The sequence below is a fragment of the Paucisalibacillus globulus DSM 18846 genome, assembly GCF_000482485.1.
Taxonomy (GTDB): Bacteria; Bacillota; Bacilli; order Bacillales; family Amphibacillaceae; genus Ornithinibacillus; species Ornithinibacillus globulus.
In genome coordinates, this window is record NZ_AXVK01000015.1 from 211,168 (window position 1) to 228,808 (window position 17,641).

18 protein-coding genes are annotated in these 17,641 nt (G+C 33.5%); 9 read left to right on the forward strand and 9 right to left on the reverse strand.

Features of this window, described 5'->3' with window-relative positions:
- The first annotated feature begins 76 nt into the window (after nucleotides 1–76).
- From sspI to K332_RS0104630, 6 genes are all read left to right on the forward strand, one after another.
- The gene (gene sspI, locus K332_RS0104605) at nucleotides 77–295 is read left to right on the forward strand and encodes a small acid-soluble spore protein SspI (protein WP_026906393.1); all 219 of its coding nucleotides are present in this window, start codon (nucleotides 77–79) and stop codon (nucleotides 293–295) included.
- Nucleotides 296–602: 307 nt separating this feature from the next.
- Nucleotides 603–2,186, forward strand: coding sequence for a DUF6583 family protein (locus K332_RS0104610; RefSeq protein WP_026906394.1), 1,584 nt, complete (start codon nucleotides 603–605; stop codon nucleotides 2,184–2,186).
- Between the two features lie 30 nt (nucleotides 2,187–2,216).
- Nucleotides 2,217–3,440, forward strand: a complete 1,224-nt coding sequence (locus tag K332_RS0104615; RefSeq protein WP_026906395.1) for an ABC transporter permease — start codon at nucleotides 2,217–2,219, stop codon at nucleotides 3,438–3,440.
- Entirely contained in the window at nucleotides 3,437–4,564 is a 1,128-nt protein-coding gene (locus tag K332_RS0104620) for an ABC transporter permease (RefSeq protein WP_026906396.1), read from the forward strand. The genes K332_RS0104615 and K332_RS0104620 overlap by 4 nt, the downstream gene beginning before the upstream one ends.
- The gene (locus K332_RS0104625; protein ID WP_026906397.1) at nucleotides 4,557–5,228 is read left to right on the forward strand and encodes an ABC transporter ATP-binding protein; all 672 of its coding nucleotides are present in this window, start codon (nucleotides 4,557–4,559) and stop codon (nucleotides 5,226–5,228) included. The genes K332_RS0104620 and K332_RS0104625 overlap by 8 nt, the downstream gene beginning before the upstream one ends.
- Before the next feature lie 53 nt (nucleotides 5,229–5,281).
- Complete coding sequence (locus tag K332_RS0104630) at nucleotides 5,282–5,896, forward strand: lytic transglycosylase domain-containing protein (RefSeq protein WP_026906398.1); 615 nt, start codon at nucleotides 5,282–5,284, stop codon at nucleotides 5,894–5,896.
- An 87-nt stretch (nucleotides 5,897–5,983) separates the two neighbouring features.
- On the opposite strand, the gene K332_RS0104635 is transcribed toward K332_RS0104630, so the two are convergent.
- Entirely contained in the window at nucleotides 5,984–6,889 is a 906-nt protein-coding gene (locus K332_RS0104635) for a polysaccharide deacetylase family protein (RefSeq protein ID WP_245604632.1), read from the reverse strand.
- Nucleotides 6,890–7,061: 172 nt separating this feature from the next.
- Between K332_RS0104635 and K332_RS0104640 the strand changes: the two genes are divergently transcribed.
- The 3 genes from K332_RS0104640 to K332_RS0104650 are packed head-to-tail and all read left to right on the forward strand — an operon-like array spanning nucleotide 7,062 to nucleotide 10,392.
- On the forward strand, nucleotides 7,062–8,318 hold the full coding sequence (locus K332_RS0104640; protein ID WP_026906400.1) for a hypothetical protein: 1,257 nt from the start codon (nucleotides 7,062–7,064) through the stop codon (nucleotides 8,316–8,318).
- A gap of 11 nt (nucleotides 8,319–8,329) precedes the next feature.
- Nucleotides 8,330–9,001 carry a response regulator transcription factor gene (locus K332_RS0104645; protein WP_026906401.1) on the forward strand — a complete coding sequence of 224 codons (672 nt, stop codon included), beginning with the start codon at nucleotides 8,330–8,332 and terminating at the stop codon, nucleotides 8,999–9,001.
- Nucleotides 8,989–10,392, forward strand: a complete 1,404-nt coding sequence (locus tag K332_RS0104650; RefSeq protein WP_026906402.1) for a sensor histidine kinase — start codon at nucleotides 8,989–8,991, stop codon at nucleotides 10,390–10,392. The genes K332_RS0104645 and K332_RS0104650 overlap by 13 nt, the downstream gene beginning before the upstream one ends.
- A gap of 74 nt (nucleotides 10,393–10,466) precedes the next feature.
- Here K332_RS0104650 and K332_RS0104655 read toward each other — a convergent pair whose 3' ends face one another.
- From K332_RS0104655 to K332_RS0104690, 8 genes are all read right to left on the reverse strand, one after another.
- The gene (locus K332_RS0104655; RefSeq protein ID WP_026906403.1) at nucleotides 10,467–11,243 is read right to left on the reverse strand and encodes a GNAT family N-acetyltransferase; all 777 of its coding nucleotides are present in this window, start codon (nucleotides 11,241–11,243) and stop codon (nucleotides 10,467–10,469) included.
- A gap of 108 nt (nucleotides 11,244–11,351) precedes the next feature.
- Nucleotides 11,352–12,173, reverse strand: coding sequence for a nucleotidyltransferase domain-containing protein (locus K332_RS0104660; protein WP_036688087.1), 822 nt, complete (start codon nucleotides 12,171–12,173; stop codon nucleotides 11,352–11,354).
- A 155-nt stretch (nucleotides 12,174–12,328) separates the two neighbouring features.
- On the reverse strand, nucleotides 12,329–13,414 hold the full coding sequence (locus K332_RS0104665; protein ID WP_026906405.1) for a M42 family metallopeptidase: 1,086 nt from the start codon (nucleotides 13,412–13,414) through the stop codon (nucleotides 12,329–12,331).
- A 69-nt stretch (nucleotides 13,415–13,483) separates the two neighbouring features.
- Nucleotides 13,484–14,422 (reverse strand): sensor histidine kinase, encoded by a 939-nt coding sequence (locus K332_RS0104670; RefSeq protein WP_245604629.1) that lies wholly within the window; start codon nucleotides 14,420–14,422, stop codon nucleotides 13,484–13,486.
- Nucleotides 14,423–15,190 (reverse strand): ABC transporter permease, encoded by a 768-nt coding sequence (locus tag K332_RS0104675; protein WP_026906407.1) that lies wholly within the window; start codon nucleotides 15,188–15,190, stop codon nucleotides 14,423–14,425.
- Entirely contained in the window at nucleotides 15,187–16,107 is a 921-nt protein-coding gene (locus K332_RS0104680) for an ATP-binding cassette domain-containing protein (RefSeq protein WP_026906408.1), read from the reverse strand. Before K332_RS0104680 ends, K332_RS0104675 begins: the two co-directional genes overlap by 4 nt.
- Before the next feature lie 79 nt (nucleotides 16,108–16,186).
- Nucleotides 16,187–16,876: a response regulator transcription factor gene (locus K332_RS0104685; RefSeq protein ID WP_026906409.1), complete on the reverse strand. Its 690-nt coding sequence runs from the start codon at nucleotides 16,874–16,876 to the stop codon at nucleotides 16,187–16,189.
- 44 nt (nucleotides 16,877–16,920) lie between these two features.
- The gene (locus K332_RS0104690; RefSeq protein ID WP_342665444.1) at nucleotides 16,921–17,490 is read right to left on the reverse strand and encodes a hypothetical protein; all 570 of its coding nucleotides are present in this window, start codon (nucleotides 17,488–17,490) and stop codon (nucleotides 16,921–16,923) included.
- Nucleotides 17,491–17,641 lie beyond the last annotated feature (151 nt).

The window sequence follows — 17,641 nt, forward strand, 5'->3', positions numbered from 1 at the left end:
TCTTATTCCATCATACATATTTAAGACTAATCTGGTCAAACTATCCATAGTTTAATCCAAATAAGGGGTGATTTGTTTGAATTTAAATTTGCGAAATGCCATTTTACACAATATTGCATCAAATGACCAAAGTCAGCTAGAAGCAACCATTGTGGATGCCATCCAATCAGGTGAAGAAAAAATGTTGCCAGGGCTCGGGGTTTTATTTGAGTTAATTTGGAATCAATCGGATGCTCAGGAAAAGCAGGAAATGGTAGAAGCATTAGAACAAGGTGTTAAGAACGCAACAAACTAAACTTTTAGAAGGTGTCACTAACATGGAGACACCTTCTTTTTATTTCTACGATAAATATGTCATTTTACCCAAGCTTGTCTAATATAGTTTAATATGACAAGCCCGAGCTACAACTTAGGCTAATAACATCAGGCCAAAAGACCTATTTTGATTTATTTACCAATTTCCAGAAATAGGTACTTTTAATCATTTTGGTTTTTTTTGAGGTTTTTGAAAATTTAATGGCTCTTTTTTTGTGCTTGGTGTTATACAATGGATATATTGTTTTTTTAATAATTATTTTTATAGCTTTGAAAGGGGAATACCAATGGTAGAAAACAATCATGATGTAAGGGTAAAAAAGAAAGGAATTAACAAAGTAGTTCCAATTATAATTGCGGCAGCAGTATTACTTCTTGGAGGAAGTGTAGCTGCATTTGTCCTTTTAGAAAATAATCCTAAAGTTAATTACTTACTTGCAGAAAAGAATACCTATGAGTTGTTTGTGGATCAAATGGAGGATCGCTATGGCTCTGAGATAGAGTGGTCTGAAAAGTCACTTGAAAAGCCTATTGAAAACACCTATGAACTTACAGCAGAATTAAACATGGATTTATCAGATGGTTCAGGTGCTATATCACCTGATCAAATTATTAACAACTCATCCATAACATTAACTACAAACTTAGATCGAAAAGAAAAACGTGCTTCCGCTGAAATTAAGGGTGGCTTTGGCAATTTTACAATTGAAGATATTAACTTCTATCTTACATCTGAAGAGTTAATGCTGGGCTTACCATTTATTAATGAAGTCCTTCAATTAAAGGGTGCTGATTTTGGAAAGCTAGTTCAGCAATTCGACCCAATGACATTTACTGGCGAAGAAGAGTTAGATTTTAATATGCTTTTTGAAGGTAATGTAATGGCAGAAGAAGATGCTAAATATCTTCAGGATGAATATGCAAAAGCGCTCTATGACTCTCTTCCTGATGATGCATTTGACTCTAAAGATGAAACTGTTAAAATCGGAAGTGACAATGTAAAATCAGAAAAAATTACTTTCCATTTATCGGAAGAGCAAGTGAAGGAAGTTTTAAAAGATACATTCACAAAAATGTCTAAGGATAAAAAACTAAAAGAAATCATTCTAGAATACGTTCAAGCACAAGGTACTGGACCGTTTGTTCTAGCTGAAAATGCTAACTTAGATATCCCTAACTTTGAAGAAGAATATGACAATCTTTTACAAGACATTATAAACGGACTAGATGACTTTATGGTTCCAGACGGAATTACTTCCACAATTTGGGTTGCAAATGATGTTATTGTAAAACGTGACCTTTCTCTTGAAATGGGTCCTGATGAAGACCAGTTAGTGACATTTTACGTAAACGGTAATCTTAGCCAAGATAAAGCCGACTTATCATTTGAGTATGATTTTGGTTTTGTTGATCAAGATATTGACCAATCCCTTACACTGGAAGGAAATTTATCCAATGATAAAGGTGATATTAATGATAAAATAACGGTATCTTTTGCTGATGGTCAACTAATCTATGAATCTAATGAAACGATGAAAGATAGTAAAAAAGATTTTAATCGTACATTTTCTTTTGTAGACGCATCAGCTTATCAATTTGACCTTATTTGGTCTGGAAATGCTGAATACAATGGAGATCAGATGAAGTCCTCTCACGAACTAACTGTTGCAAGTGATGATATCGCACAGGATCTTGGTGTGTTATCGATAAATAGAGAAGCTAAAGTATCCGATGGTGTTGAATTACCAAATGAAGATGAACTAAAAGATTTAGGAAGTATGTCATCAGAAGAAATTATGATTTACTTTGAAACAGAAGTTGCACCACAATTTGAAGAATGGTTAATGGGCATAGTCGGATTTGGATTCTAATTTATTTAAGCATTAAAGTAGGTGAACATAATGCAATTTTTAAAGCTTGTATCGTTATTCACCAAAAATAATGTAATGCAACTTTGGAGGAAGTGGAAAACACTTCCTCTTCTTTTGCTTTTTCCGTTTCTTTTGATCGGACTGGTTGCCTTTATTTTTGTGACTTATTTTACTAGCTTAGAAGAAGAACCTTTACAAATTGGTTTAGTAGACTTAGACCAGTCATCAGAAACAGAAATGGTGATGAAACTACTAGCGGATTCATCTCAACTTGGTGATTTTATACATATGAGACAAGTTACAATGAGTGAAGCTGAGAGAATGATGGACCAAGATGAATTGGTTGCTTATATACTATTCCCAGAAAGCTTTACAAAGAAATTGTATAATGGTGAATCCGTTGATGTTTCGGTAGTTGGCCATCCAAATAGGCAAATGGAGAGTTATTTTATTAAAGAGTTAGTTGATAGTGCAGCAAGACATATAAGCTCATCACAGGCGAATATCCTAACTATTAATTACTTTGCAAAGCAATTGGACATGAATACCGAAACAAGAAATCAGATTGTCTTAGAACAATTTAATGAATTCTTACTGTATGCAATTGGAAAAGATAATATGTTGGAGCAAAATATATTATCCAATAACGTAACCACATCACCGAAAGAATATTTTAGTTTGGCAACTGGTTATTTTGTTCTTACTATTTGGATTTTTATTATCTATCAGATTTTATTACGAGAACAATCAAGTGAGATTCAAACAAGAATGAAACTTTACGGTGTTACAGCGTTTCAACAGCTTATTGCTAGAATAATTATTACATTTATTTTTACCTCCTTATTGGGAACACTTTTGTTTATTGGAATAATTCATAGTTTTGAATTTGATATTTCTCAAGGTAATCACCTAAGAATGTTCTTGTTAATTAGTATATTTACCCTGAGTTTCTTATTTATATTAGCAATTATAGAAACCATTATTCGTTCGAAGAAACTACGGTTATTAGTGCAATTTATCTTAACAGCTGTTCTATTACTTGCCAGTGGTTCTCTTATTCCAGATATCTATTTACCGCTATATATTCAGGATTATTTACCTTTCATTTTTTCTAATCAAATATTCTTTTGGTTAGAAGAAATTTTAATAAATGGAAGAGTGTATGTGGACTATGCTTCCCTATTACAAACTGTTATTATTGCGGCATTTGTAGCTACTGGGATTTCGATTTTGAAGGAGCATGTTAAATCATGAATGACATTCTATACACACGCCTTCTTCTATGGAAGAAGAAAGTTCCTACAATGCTATTCTGGCTAGTCTTTCCAATAGTTGGTACATGTTTATTTATTACGACCGCTAGTACTATTGAAGAGGACTCCAGAGTACCGATAGGGATTGTATTAGAAGATAAATCAGAGTTAGCAACAGAATTAATAAATTCAATGGAGGCATCACGGTTAGTCGAGGTATATCTTTATTCGGAGCAGCAAGCCCTTTACGAATTAGAAAAGTATGAACTTGATAGTGTCTTTGTCATTCATGAAGGATTTGAGAATGCTATATTAAGTAATAAAAGAAATAAACTTATTTCTAGTTATCAAACAGAACTATCATTTGCCTATTCACCAGTAAAAGAAATGATTGTTTCCCTTGTTCAAGAAGAAAGTGGCCGGGCAAAGGCTGCACATTTTATTCTTCAAATGAATGAGGAGTATGGTAATAGTGAAAGCTTCACATGGAATGAAATTAATGAGAAAAGTAAACAAGTTCAACTTGATGAAAATTTATTAAATACTAGTTTTTCCTATTCAAATACAAATGATATTGTTGAAAACCCATCCCTTCTCTCATGGAACACTTGGGGTATATGGGCAATCTTTACTTTGTTGAGTACCCTTTTCTTGATGGACTGGGTGATACGTGAAAAGTCAATGGCTGTTACTACACGATTTACCTTTATAAAGATGACTAGATTTAACTACTATCTTAAAATTATTTTATTATATTTCATGCTGTTTTTCCTATTTGACCTGATAAGCTTCGTAGTCTTTGCTATCTATTTAAACGAAGATTTTTCCACTGGCTTTCTATTCGTTATACTAACTTTTAGAATTATGCTCTGTCTTCTTATGTTTTGTCTTGTACAATGTTTCAAAAAAATTAGTTCATTCTATGGGTTTTCTATAATGCTTACTTTAATTCTAGCCGTTATCAGTGGTGCTATTATTCCAATATTTCCACCACTAAATAATTTAATGGAACTAATAAACCCACTTCAAGCTTTTCTAAATGGAAAACTAACGGTTCTATGGAGCATCATTGGTCTTATAACCGTTGCTCTGATTCTCTTACGAAAGGAGAAGTCCAATGCTTGATGTACAATCAATAACAAAAAGTTATACTAAAAATCCTATTTTACATAACCTCTCTTTTTCGGTTATGCCTGGTGAAATCATTGGACTTGTCGGTGAAAACGGTGCTGGTAAATCTACTCTGTTAAGAATACTAGCCACCATTGACAAACCAGATAATGGGAGTATCTCTTTGAATAACTTGTCATATGAATCGAATCGAAAGAAAGTTCGAAAAACAATTGGCTATGTCCCTCAGGATATCGCTGTTTGGGAAGAATTAACTGTAAAGGAAAATATGCACTTTTTTGAAAGGTTATCTTCAGAAGCAAAGAATGATGATCAACTTAAAGAGTTATGTTTAGAAATGAATCTAGAAAAATGGAATGAAAGTGTCAAGAACCTATCAGGTGGAATGAAAAGAAAATTAAATATTGCCATAACCCTCATCCATAATCCTAAATTGTTGTTATTGGACGAGCCAACTGTAGGTATTGATTTAAAATCAAAAAAAGAAATTGGTAGCTATTTATGGAAACAGGCGAAGGAACAAAAAAGAATAATCATGTATACTTCACATGATATGGATGAAATAAACGAACTCTGTGATAAGGTAATCTGCATTGGTAAGGATTCATTCTATGAAGAAATTCTCTCAACATCAGGGAAGGAAATTATTTCTATCTAGTATTTTAGACAAAATATAGTAGAATAGTAGTAGAGATTAGGAGAGATTTTATTATGGATATTAGACAATTACAACTGATGATGCAGTATCAAGCTATGTCAATTATGAGTTCAAACAACAGTGGATTATCAAGTTATTCCCCTATTGTTGACCTTGCATTTAAGCAAATACTAGACAGTAAATTAGATGAACAAAATAGTGCAGATGGCAGACAGAATAGTAACTCAGTATTGTCATCTCCACTTTTATACAATCTAAATACTATACAACCTGGTGATTCACAAGCTATACCAAGTGACTATGATTCTATTATTGCAGAAGCTTCAAGCAAATATCAAATTGATGAAAAACTAATACATTCTGTCATTAAAACAGAATCAAATTATAATCAATTTGCTAAGAGTAGTGCCGGGGCACAAGGTTTAATGCAATTGATGCCAACAACAGCTCGTGGATTAGGTGTTTTTAATTCCTATGACGCACAACAGAATATTAATGGTGGAACGAAGTATTTACGTGCAATGTTAGACCGTTATAACGGGAATATGGAGCTTGCATTAGCAGCATATAATGCAGGACCTGGTAATGTAGATAAATACCAAGGCGTACCACCATTTGAAGAAACACAAAATTATGTGAAGAAAGTTATGGGTAATTATTTAGCATAAGAACAAATACTAAAGGCACTTGCAATTTAATGCAGTGCCTTTAATTATCTTGTTATATAAAGAAACCTTTTTTCGGGTAATTTTATCTTATTTAAATTGAACAGGTATCATTGATTCATGTATTTCTCGCATTTTAAATCCATTACTAGTCAAATATTGTAGTAATTCCTCCAAATGTGCTGAAGTTGTTTCCTTCTCGTGCAACAGAATCACTATTGGCTCTTTACCGACTAGTTGATTTACTTGTGTTATTGTATTTTCAACAAAATCACCATTTGTTAATTGCCAATCCCTCGAATCCACATTCCAATCCCAAAGAATAAAGTTATCGTTATCCGAAGCTTCTTTAAACTTGGAAGTAATGTACGGTTTAGATCCATATGGGGCCCTTACTAAATGTGTATCGATTCCGCTAATTTCATGAATTGAATCAATTGCATGATTCATTTCATTAACAAAGTTTTCAGGTGACTTATATACTTTGGATACATCATGTGTAACTCCATGAACTCCCAGGGTATGCCCCTTTTCCTTCATGTTCTTTACTACTTCCTTATTACGTTTCATATTCGGCTCTAGCATAAAGAATGTTGCTTTGGCTTCGTACTGGTCTAATAAATTTAATATTTCTTTAGAAGCAATTGGATGTGGCCCATCATCAAATGTTAGATAAACAATTTTTCCCGTTTCCATAGGCATTTCTGCTTCTTTGCTTTCAGATTCCTCAATAGTAGAAGTTACTTTCTCCTCATTTGGTAAAGCTATTTCACTTGTCTTATCACTTTTTTCTGGAATGGATTTATCAACCAATTCTTTTGATGGCTTCTCATAATTTGTTGAATTTGTTTTTAGGAGATTACTATTTACTGCCTCAACTTTTTTATTAGACACTAGGGCCCAAGTAAAATATGTTAATATGATAAGCATAATGACTAAGAATATTAGTGCAACTTTCCCCTTTTTATTTAATCTGTATTTTCTACGTGTTGTCATTGACACAATTCCCAGCTCCTCGACAATATCTTCTATCATTATAGTAAGCTATCTTTCTATGTCATTAGTTACATTAAAATGACAATCCAGCTGTAACTAATTTGATGTTTTTTTATTTATTAATTTCGGTATACTATTATTTTAGGAACTTACGATTAAAGGATGAAAAAAAATGAAGTTATTTCTTAAATTATTGTTTTTAACCGGGGCCTTGTTTGTAGTTGGAGGTTGTTCTCTTTTTCATTCCAGTGCAGATTTAATTACGCCTCCACAACTACCTTTAGCTAAGGAAGAAATAAGAATGGCAATAGAAAAATATCTGCCAGAAAATGTTGAAATACTTACCCCATTAAATAACCAAGCTGGAAGCCAAATTGAACTTATTGACTTAGACGGAGACCAAGTGGACGAAGCAGTCGTCTTTTATAGACCACAGCAGCAATCTGATATAATAAAAGGAGTCGTATTAAAAGACAATAACGGTTGGACGAAGGTAATGGATATTGACGGAGAGGGAAAAATTTTGGTTGATTTGGTATTTTATGATTTAAACCAAGATGGAACATTAGAGATACTGGCGGGATTTGCCTATTCTGAGGATTCAGAGGATTATGGTTTACTAGTCTATGATATTTCTTCTGGTTCCGAGCCGAAAGTTCTACTTGATAAACCGTATTCACACTTTCTTGTAGATCAATTTTTTGATGATAAAAACAGTCTAGTATTAATCAAATTTACAAAAGGAAAACAAAATACAGTATATTTATACGAAAATCATAAAACTGACATGATAGTACAAGACCAACTAGAATTAGATTCTTATATTAATGGTTACTACAGCTATCAAAGTGGCCAATTAACAAATACTGAATACGGTTTAATGTTGGACGCTGGTATCGGTGCACATTCAGCACAGACATTTATCATTTCGATTAAGAATGGGAAATTAACCAATATATTTACTGGAACAGACGACCCAACCTTTAAAGCATCTGCTGTTATTAGCAACGATACAAATAATGATGGCATCTTAGAATACGGTGTGCTGGAAGAACCGTATATGGAAGAACCCCTCCCATATGCTACCACACCATATATTACCGTTCACTATCAGTTAAATGATAGTTGGAAGTCTGAAGTCGTTTCTAAAGCGTACTATGACTATGAGCACCTTTTTCGAGTGGATATTCCGTTAGAATGGCCTAGGATTCAAATCGATCGTTCTGATGACCGAAGATATCTTGAAATAAAACCAGCCGGAACAGATACTGTGTTTTTTGATGTTTATATTACAAGAAACAAGAAACCATCTGGGAATGATTGGTATACATTAGCTGAAACTGATGATTTTGTTTATCTGACCAAAACAACTAAAAACAACAATAGACAATTATTTCACTTAATAGAACCACTTGATTTCATTAACTGAGGGATGAAAAAATGGATAAAATATTAATTATTGAAGATGAAGAAAGTATAAGAGGTTTTATAACAATAAACCTAAAAAGATTCGGGTTTTCCGTAATGGAGGCGGAGACTGGTGAAGACGGACTACAACTATTAGAAAAAAACCCTGACACATCCATTATTTTATTGGATATTATGCTTCCGGGTATTGATGGCTTCGAGGTTGCAAAGAAAATTCGTGAAACTAATCAACAAATGGGGATTATCATGTTAACAGCAAAAACAACAGAGTCTGACAAAGTATTTGGACTTATGACAGGTGCTGATGACTATATTCCAAAACCCTTTAGTCCAAATGAATTAATTGCTAGAATTAATTCATTGCTGCGTCGAATGAATCTAAAAAACACAAATTTAATGGCTGGAGTAAGATTGGATAGAGAACAGCGTTGTATACAAAAGAACGGGGTTAAAATCGAGCTCTCCCCTACAGAATATGGAATTATTTCCATACTTGTTCTTGCAAAAGGAAAGGCAGTTAGTAGGAATGATATTCTGGATGAGGTCTGGGGGCTTGACTTTCCTGGAGATCCTAAAATTGTTGACGTAAATATCCGTCGTATTAGACAAAAGATAGAAGATACACCGTCAAATCCAAAATACGTTCAAACTGTTTGGGGTTATGGATATAAATGGGAAAGTTAAAGAAATCAAAAGGGATACGAAAACAACTCTTACAATTACACCTATTCATTATTACACTAACCGTGATCTTATTCGAAAGTATTTTCTTTATTGGTATTTATCAATACTATTATAGAAATACAGAGCAGGTTATTTCCTCCCATGCCGAGAGTTCAGCAAACTTTGCCATGAAATTCTCAGACCTATCACCTTACAATGTAAAAAATAGCCTCCCAGACATGATTCACGAATTTAGAATGGAAGGGGCTGAAATGCAAATTGTTTTACCATCTGGGAAGATAGTAGCTTCTTCGACCGGATTTCTTCCGGAGTATTCTATTAAAGAAAATACATTAAATCAAGCGTCTATTGACCGGCCTAGCATTTGGAAAGGGAAAAACCCAGGAACCGATGAACGGATCATGGCTGCAATTGTACCATTAAAATACGAAGGTCAAACAGTCATCTATTTTCGATATATTATTTCACTATCCAACATCGATCACCTTGTACAGAATATAATTACCATTGCTTTAGTAATTGGATTAGGCATTGTCTTACTAGTTTTATTATTAAGTAAAGCACTAGCTAAAAAAATCACCACACCATTGACACAAATAACAGAAGCCTCTAAACGTTTTGCGAAAGGTGATTTTGACGCTAGTATCAATGAGAATTATATTGGAGAACTAGGGACACTTGCAAAATCCTTTAATGAAATGTGCAATGCATTATTACAGCATGAGAAGCTAAAAGACCAATTCGTTTCTTCAGTCTCCCATGAATTGCGAACACCATTAACAAGTATTAAAGGATGGAGCGAAACATTAATGGTAGGAAGTTTAAATAATCCTGATGAAATGAATACCGGAATGAAGATCATTACCAAAGAAACTGAACGACTTATTATTCTAGTAGAAGAATTATTGGACTTTTCCAGAATGAATAACGAGGCATTTCATATTGAACCAAATAGCTTCAATATTGAAAAGATAATCCAGGAAGTCACACAACAATTAGAAAAGCAATTTAGAAAAAAACAAATCGAAGTAGAGATTTACATCGCTAATAGTATAGATATTATTGCAGATCGTAATCGTATCAAGCAGGTCCTTATAAACCTGCTCGATAATGCGATTAAATTCAGTAATCCTGGAGGAAAAATATTTGTCTCCAGCTATCAACATGGAAACCATTGTATGATTGAAGTAGAAGATAATGGAGTGGGTATTAAAAATACCGATATGCCCAATATCTCCAATCCCTTTTATAAACTAAATCCGAAGACTACTGGTGTAGGTCTTGGGCTGGCCATAAGCAAGCATATTGTTGAGCTTCATCATGGGCGATTGACGATTGAAAGTACATTTGGGCAAGGTACAAAAGTAACAATCAGTATACCCATGAATTAACAAGCTGAAAGATACCAATATAATAAAAAGGTAGTCCATACTAATTGGGCTTCCTCTTTATTATACCAAGATAATCACACTAAATTAACTTCCTCTGACAAACTCCTCAGTTTTTTCAAGGCGGAATATGCAGTAAGTCTATGAAAAGCTATTAATTTCTTCTTATAAATCACTCCGTATACCCCATATGGAGTCGGCGAAAGCCTCATCAACTCTTCTCGTGTTTTCAAATCAATGATTTCTAGCTCTAAATTTAACTTGTTTGCTGCAACAAGAACATTATCTGTTGCTATAGTAATAAATGGGCATTGCTGTGTGCGAAGAATTGTTAACTCCTCATGTGGCTTTAATCTTTCTTCCCAGTCGTTGGGGAAATATGGATTAGGTGATTCTTTTAATTTATAAACTAGCAATTCAAATCCATAAGGTGCATGATCCACTTCAACAAATTTGTTATTAATAAAAACTTCTTTACTTGGGGTCCACGAAGTATTAGGATTTGTAACTACGATAATACCAGCCTTGTTTTGAACCTTTGCTTCCTCAATACAATGCTGAATCAATGTTGATGCATAGCCTTTCCCTGTTATACCTACCCATAAACAGTGAATAACTATATAATTCTTTCCGTAGACAACTCTAGAAGAATATTCTATTGGCGTATACTCTATAAATCCTGCTGGCTTATTATTTTCCATTATTTTAATATACTTTAAACCTTCTCCAAACCTGTCTTTAAGCCATTCATTCTTATGTCTATATCCAGTTGATCTAGGTTGACTACGAAGACAGTAACAACCTTTTTCATCTAAATTTTCTTTAGAAAGCTCTACTACTTCAGATATTTCCATTCTCTCTTCCTCCAATTATATCTTCCTCTTGAATTCGTAATATACCTTTAGCCTATTGACCGTATAAGCCTCATCAAAATACTAGATTTCTTTCCCTGTTTTTATGATTCAATCTATTAAACTATTACAATGGTCAATCAAGTAATGAGAAAATTGTACAGCATTTTCTAATCTTTTCCTTTCAGAGTTAGTTATTCTTACACCTGTACCACTTCTTATATTAATTGCTTCTTGAATAATATTGTTCCATTTTCTTGGGAGGTGACTTATTCCATAGCTACCAGCATTTAATTTCGAAATAACCTTCTCCTCCTTTATGGAATAAAACTGTCGTAATAATCCAAGAACAGACCACTCAATCACTTCATCAATTTTTTCGGATGGTAATTTAAGTATAGATTCTTTATTCATTTTTACTTGTTTTATATAATTTATCCAATATGAATTCATATTTTCATGTACATATGTAACCAAGCTTTGTGCAGACACATCGAACTGAAAATCCACAGTGTTACTGTTGATTACCTTAATCCCATTATGTTTAAGGGTCCACCAGGTTACAGGATTAAAATTAAAGTATTCTCCATAATGAAGCTCTCCATTGTTATAAAAATAATATTTTCCATTGCCCTCTTTAGTCTGTAGATTAATTTTTCTTAAGTCCTTCCAGTACAAATAAACTCCATCCAGTTCTGGTTTCTTATTTCTCTGAGCTAGCATGGAATGAATTAAAGCTAATGCTTCAGAGTCCTCCTCGACCAAACGACGGTTCATTACAACAAGTAAATCAATATCACTAGAGTAATTTTCATACGCTCCGATTGCTATGGAACCATGAAGATAAATCTCCTGAAGTGTATTAGGTAAATGCTCCTCTAATAAGTTTATATATTCATCTAAAACCATTTCTACATGTGTAGGTAATTTCATATTTATCCCTCACTAAAATTTTACCCATTTTTCTTGAATATTGATATTCTATCACATAATTCAGATTATTATTAATAAAAAACTGGTTTTAGCTGTTCATTAAATCACAAAAATCGCACAGTATTTTCAAATTTACTGTGCGATTACTATTTTTATTAAGCTAGAAAAATCTCATTGACAGTCTCACGATCAAGTTTTTTAATAACTGCAACAATTAGCTTCACGGCATTCTCAAAGTCATCGCGATGAAGAATTGCAGCATGCGAATGAATGTAGCGTGTTGCAATTGTTATGGATAGAGATGGTACGCCATTCGCTGTTAAGTGAATGGATCCAGAATCAGTGCCTCCCCCAGCAATAGAAGTATACTGAAAAGGAATACTATTTTCTTCAGCAGTTTGTACTACTAGATCACGAACACCTTTATGGGAAATCATTGATGCATCATAAAGAACTAGCTGTGGACCTTCTCCGATTTTACTATCTGCATCTTGTTCTTTAACTCCAGGTGTATCACCAGCAATACCAACATCCACACCAAATCCAATATCTGGTTTAACAGCATGGGCAGCGGTTTTCGCACCTCGAAGTCCAACCTCTTCCTGGACGGTTCCAACTCCGTACACAACGTTTGGATGGTTTTCTCCTTTTAATTGTTTCAATACTTCAATTGCAATAGCACAGCCAATTCGGTTATCCCAAGCTTTGGCTAGTAATAGTTTTTCATTTTTCATTGGTGTAAATTCAAAATAAGGAACAATAGAGTCTCCAGGTTTTACGCCAAACTCAGCAGCTTCTTCCTTACTTGAAGCACCAATATCAATAAACATATCTTTAATCTCTACAGGTTTCTTCCGCTCTGCTGCTGATAAAATATGAGGCGGTTTTGAACCAATTACTCCCGTAACGTCACCTTCTGAAGTCATGATTGTTACACGTTGAGACAACATAACTTGACTCCACCAACCACCAATGGTTTGGAAGTAAACAAAACCATTTTTATCGATTCTAGTAACCATGAAACCGATTTCATCTAAGTGTCCAGCAACCATAATTTTCGGTCCATTTTCATCACCAACTTTTTTGGCAATTAGGCTACCAATATTATCAGTAAACACCTCATCTGCGTATGGGCTTATGTACTTTTCCATCACATCTCTTGCTTCTTTTTCATTACCTGAGATTCCTTTAGCATCTGTTAAATCCTTTAACATCGATAATGTTTCATCTAATTGTGCCATATGTTTACCTCCAATTTCTTTTATTCTCCTAGTATAACGCTAAATTAAAATTTTGGGTATAAATTGCCGTTATTTTCTGTATTTCTCCATTGACTTCCATTCACACATTATCGTCAGTTTTCCTTCCTTTAAACTTCCATTAGCTGTCCCATTCATTTTGGACATGAAACTATTCACAATGGATAATCCTAAACCAGTACTCTTACTTGTTCGGGATTGATCAGCCACATAAAACCGGTCAAATAACAGCGCTACATCCTTTTCAGTTAAATGATGTGCTTCATTTTGAACAATTAATTTAACAGTTGATTCTTTCTCCTCAAGACCAACAACCACAATTCCACTTGAATGCTTAATTGCATTTGAAATTAGATTTTCTATCACTCTTGTTACTGCAGATCTATCAGCTAGAATAAATACATCACTCTCTGGCATAGCAAAACTTGGCTCCATATTTTTATCATTAAACCGGTCATAAAAACTCATCAATACATCGATTGTCAAAGTCTTCATATCCAATCGTTCTGGCTGTAGTTGATACTCTGAAGACTCAATAACAGATAACTCAAAGAAATCATTTAATAGTATTTCAAGCCTTTTAGCCCGCTCTTTTGCAATAGATATAAATTCGATTCGCTCATCTATTGAAACCTCATTTGCTTCAGCCATTTGGATATACCCAATAATAGAGGTTAATGGTGTTCTTAAATCATGGGACATATTTGCAATCGTTTGCTTCAGTTCATTTTCCAATCGAATTTTTTCCCTTTTTTCTTTTACATGTAAATCAATCAGGTTATTTATTTCAACACCTATATATTCAATGTTTTTCTCTATAAGGGCCATATCAATTTTTTTATTCGTCTTATGATTATTATAGTCTTGAAGTTGCTTGCCAATTCTCTTTACTTCTTTTTTGAAAGAAAGTATTCGGGTGAAAAAATAGACCCCTATAAGACTTACAACTATAAATAAGTATAAAAAGATCATTTTTTCATCCACTTCCATTTACTTAATTTCCTTTTTGTTAAACATATAAATCCCACACCAGATTAGAATAATGATTGTGACGAAAGCAATTAATATGGACTCTATTAACTCACTATATGTCATTGAACATTTAAAAACCTCACTAAATTGATAAAAGATGGAGTTCTCATAAAGCATATTTATTATTGGTAACCTCATGAGTTTTTCAACTGCAAACATAATGATTGTAAATACTATGGAGAAAATAATTGTTTTTCCACTATCTTCTGTGATAACTGCTAATAAAACCAGGATTGCAGTATAACCCAAGAATTGAAGTGAAAATAATCCTAAAGCTCTACCTAAAAACAGTAAATTCAATGGTGTAAATATCTCACCGTATCCTAATAAAATAACCTCTATAATACCTACTATTAATGGAATCAGTATCGTAACTACAATTGAAGCAAGGGAAAATATAAGATATTTTGCTAAGAATATATGGCTTCTTTTACTACCACTAATTATTTGATTTTTAATTACACTACTTTGTGAAAATTCATTCGAGATAAAAAAAGCTGCTAGTGTTCCTACTATTAAGTTAAAAAATAGCGGAACTGTAAATGTGGATAAGGCATTCATTTCACTTAAATCAACACTGTCAAAAGCTGTATTACCCATTTGCCACCAATCTATAATAACTAGATAGTGTAGCAATGCACTTATACATGTACTAGTTAATAGCAATATCCAAAACGTCCTGTTTCTTTGTAATTTAAACCATTCTACCCTAATCTGGTTACTCATGCCCTCTCACCTCCAACAAGCTTCGAAAAGTAATTCTCAAGGCTATCACCAGCTTGTGATAGATGTTCAATCACAAGCTGGTGATCCGTTAATGTTTTAGACACCTTCCGAACATCATCAAGATAGCTATAAAGTTTCAACGTACCGTCTGGCATAACCTCAAAATCAGTTGTACCTAATGCGGATTCCAGAATAGTTGCTCCTTTGGTGGGCTGATCTACTTTAATTCTCAGATGTTGTTTGCATTTCTCATCTAACTCTATTGCTGATAGTTCTTCTAACAGTCTTCCTTTATGAATAATTCCATAACAAGTTGCCAATTGATGTAATTCACTTAAGATATGACTGGATATTAATATCGTTAATCCTTTCTCGCGATTTAATTTTTTTAATAGTTCCCTAAGCTCAACTATACCCATTGGGTCTAACCCATTTGTCGGCTCATCAAGAATTAAGAATTCCGGATCACTCAATAGCGCTATCGCAAGACCTAGCCTTTGCTGCATTCCAAGTGAAAAGTTTTTTATTTTTTTCTTTCCTGTGTCGTTAAGCCCAACTAGCTCTAATGATTTCGTAATACAGTCTTTACCTGGTACCCCTTTTTGCAAACGATGAACTTCTAAATTCTCTAATGCAGTCATATTTGGAAAAAAAGCAGGACTTTCAATTATCGCACCTATTCTTTTTTGTGCGATGGTTAACTCCCTTGGATTGTCATTTCCGAATAACTCAACAGACCCTTCAGATGGCAAAGATAGTCCGGTAACCATACGTAGCATGGTGGATTTACCTGCTCCATTTTGACCAATGAATCCATAGATTTCTCCCTTTTTGATGGATATATTAACCTCATCAAGAGCTAAATTGTTTCTATATTGTTTTGAAAGCTGTTTCGTTCTTAAGATATAGTTACTCATTTAGTAACCCCCTATTTCTTTTCAACATCGAATATACCTAAAAACTTAATATTTGCTTAAGATAAACCTTAAGCAAATATTAAGTTTTCATGCGGTACCCCAATCCCCAAATAGTTTCAATATATTCTTCGTTAGGGTTTGATTTAGAGAGCTTATTTCGTAAATTACTCATATGAACATTCACTGTATTATCATCCCCATGATAAGGTTCCTTCCAAACACTTTCAAATAGATTTGATTTAGAGAAGACTTTATTCGGTGAGGTCATAAGAAGAACAAGAATTTTATATTCTCTTATCGTCAAAGTAATTTCTTCATTATTTACATAAACCATCTTTTGGTCCAAATCAATGTGAATATCTTTATGGCTTAATACTTTATTAGACGGCTCAATTGATCGCTTGTATCTTCGTAAAACTGAATCAATACGTGCTGAAACCTCTTCTATGTCAAAGGGCTTTGATATAAAGTCATCTGCACCAGATCGCAAACTATTAATTTTTGTTTGTTTTTCACCTTTAGCTGAAATAATAATAACCGGAGTAGACCCTCTATTCGTTATATTTTCAAGTATTTCCTCACCGGTCATACCTGGGAGCATTAAATCGAGCAAAACCAAATCCCAATGCTGTTTCTTCAAATACATAAGTGCCTCTGTACCGGAATAGGCCGGTTGTGGTTCGTATTGACTATTTTTGATAATCTTACATAATAATTGATTAATTTCATTATCATCTTCTACTACTAAAATGTTGATCATCTGTTTCACCATTTGGTCTCCTCTCAGGGCTCTATCAATAGCAAAACCAAGACTTACATTCCAACCGGGACGAAATGAGGTCGGATAGTAATCTCTTTATTATGATAAGCCTTTAGCTTGCCTTCATACACCAATTCAAATTTAGAAATTTCTTGCAAATCATTAGGAGCAATAAGTGACTCCGGCTTTTTAAAATAAATGCTGTTACTTTTTTTAAGAACTGTTGCAACAAACTGCGAACAAAAGAATGCATTTTTTCTTTCAATTGGCTTATTTAATAAAAAACCAAACAAGCCTAAAAAGTTGTAGCGATAGTATTCCTTCTGCTTTTTCAACTCTTTTATATAATTCTTCATATTTTGCATTTCAACATCGGTTACAGTATAAGAGTAGATTGCACAATCTGCCTCTTCAAATAATCCTCTTCTTACATCTTCTTTTACAAATCCACCATCAAAAGGGTTATTCACATTCTTCCTTCCGAAACTGTATACCTCAGTTAAATTAGAATCAAAGGAAATGGATGCATGATTATATGGTTTATTTGTATATAACTTTATTAGCTTTGTTAATATTGATCCTGTATCAGTTAAAAGAATGTATACTTTTTGTTCTCTCACCATCAAATCTCCTCCTCCGATATCCAAATAACCAATTTATAATATCAATATACTTTGGAAATCTTAAGAAGAGCTTAACAGAATCCTTAAGAAAACCTTAAGAATTTCTAGGGATGTATCTATTGGTTAGCGAGTAACTGATTAGTATTTTAAA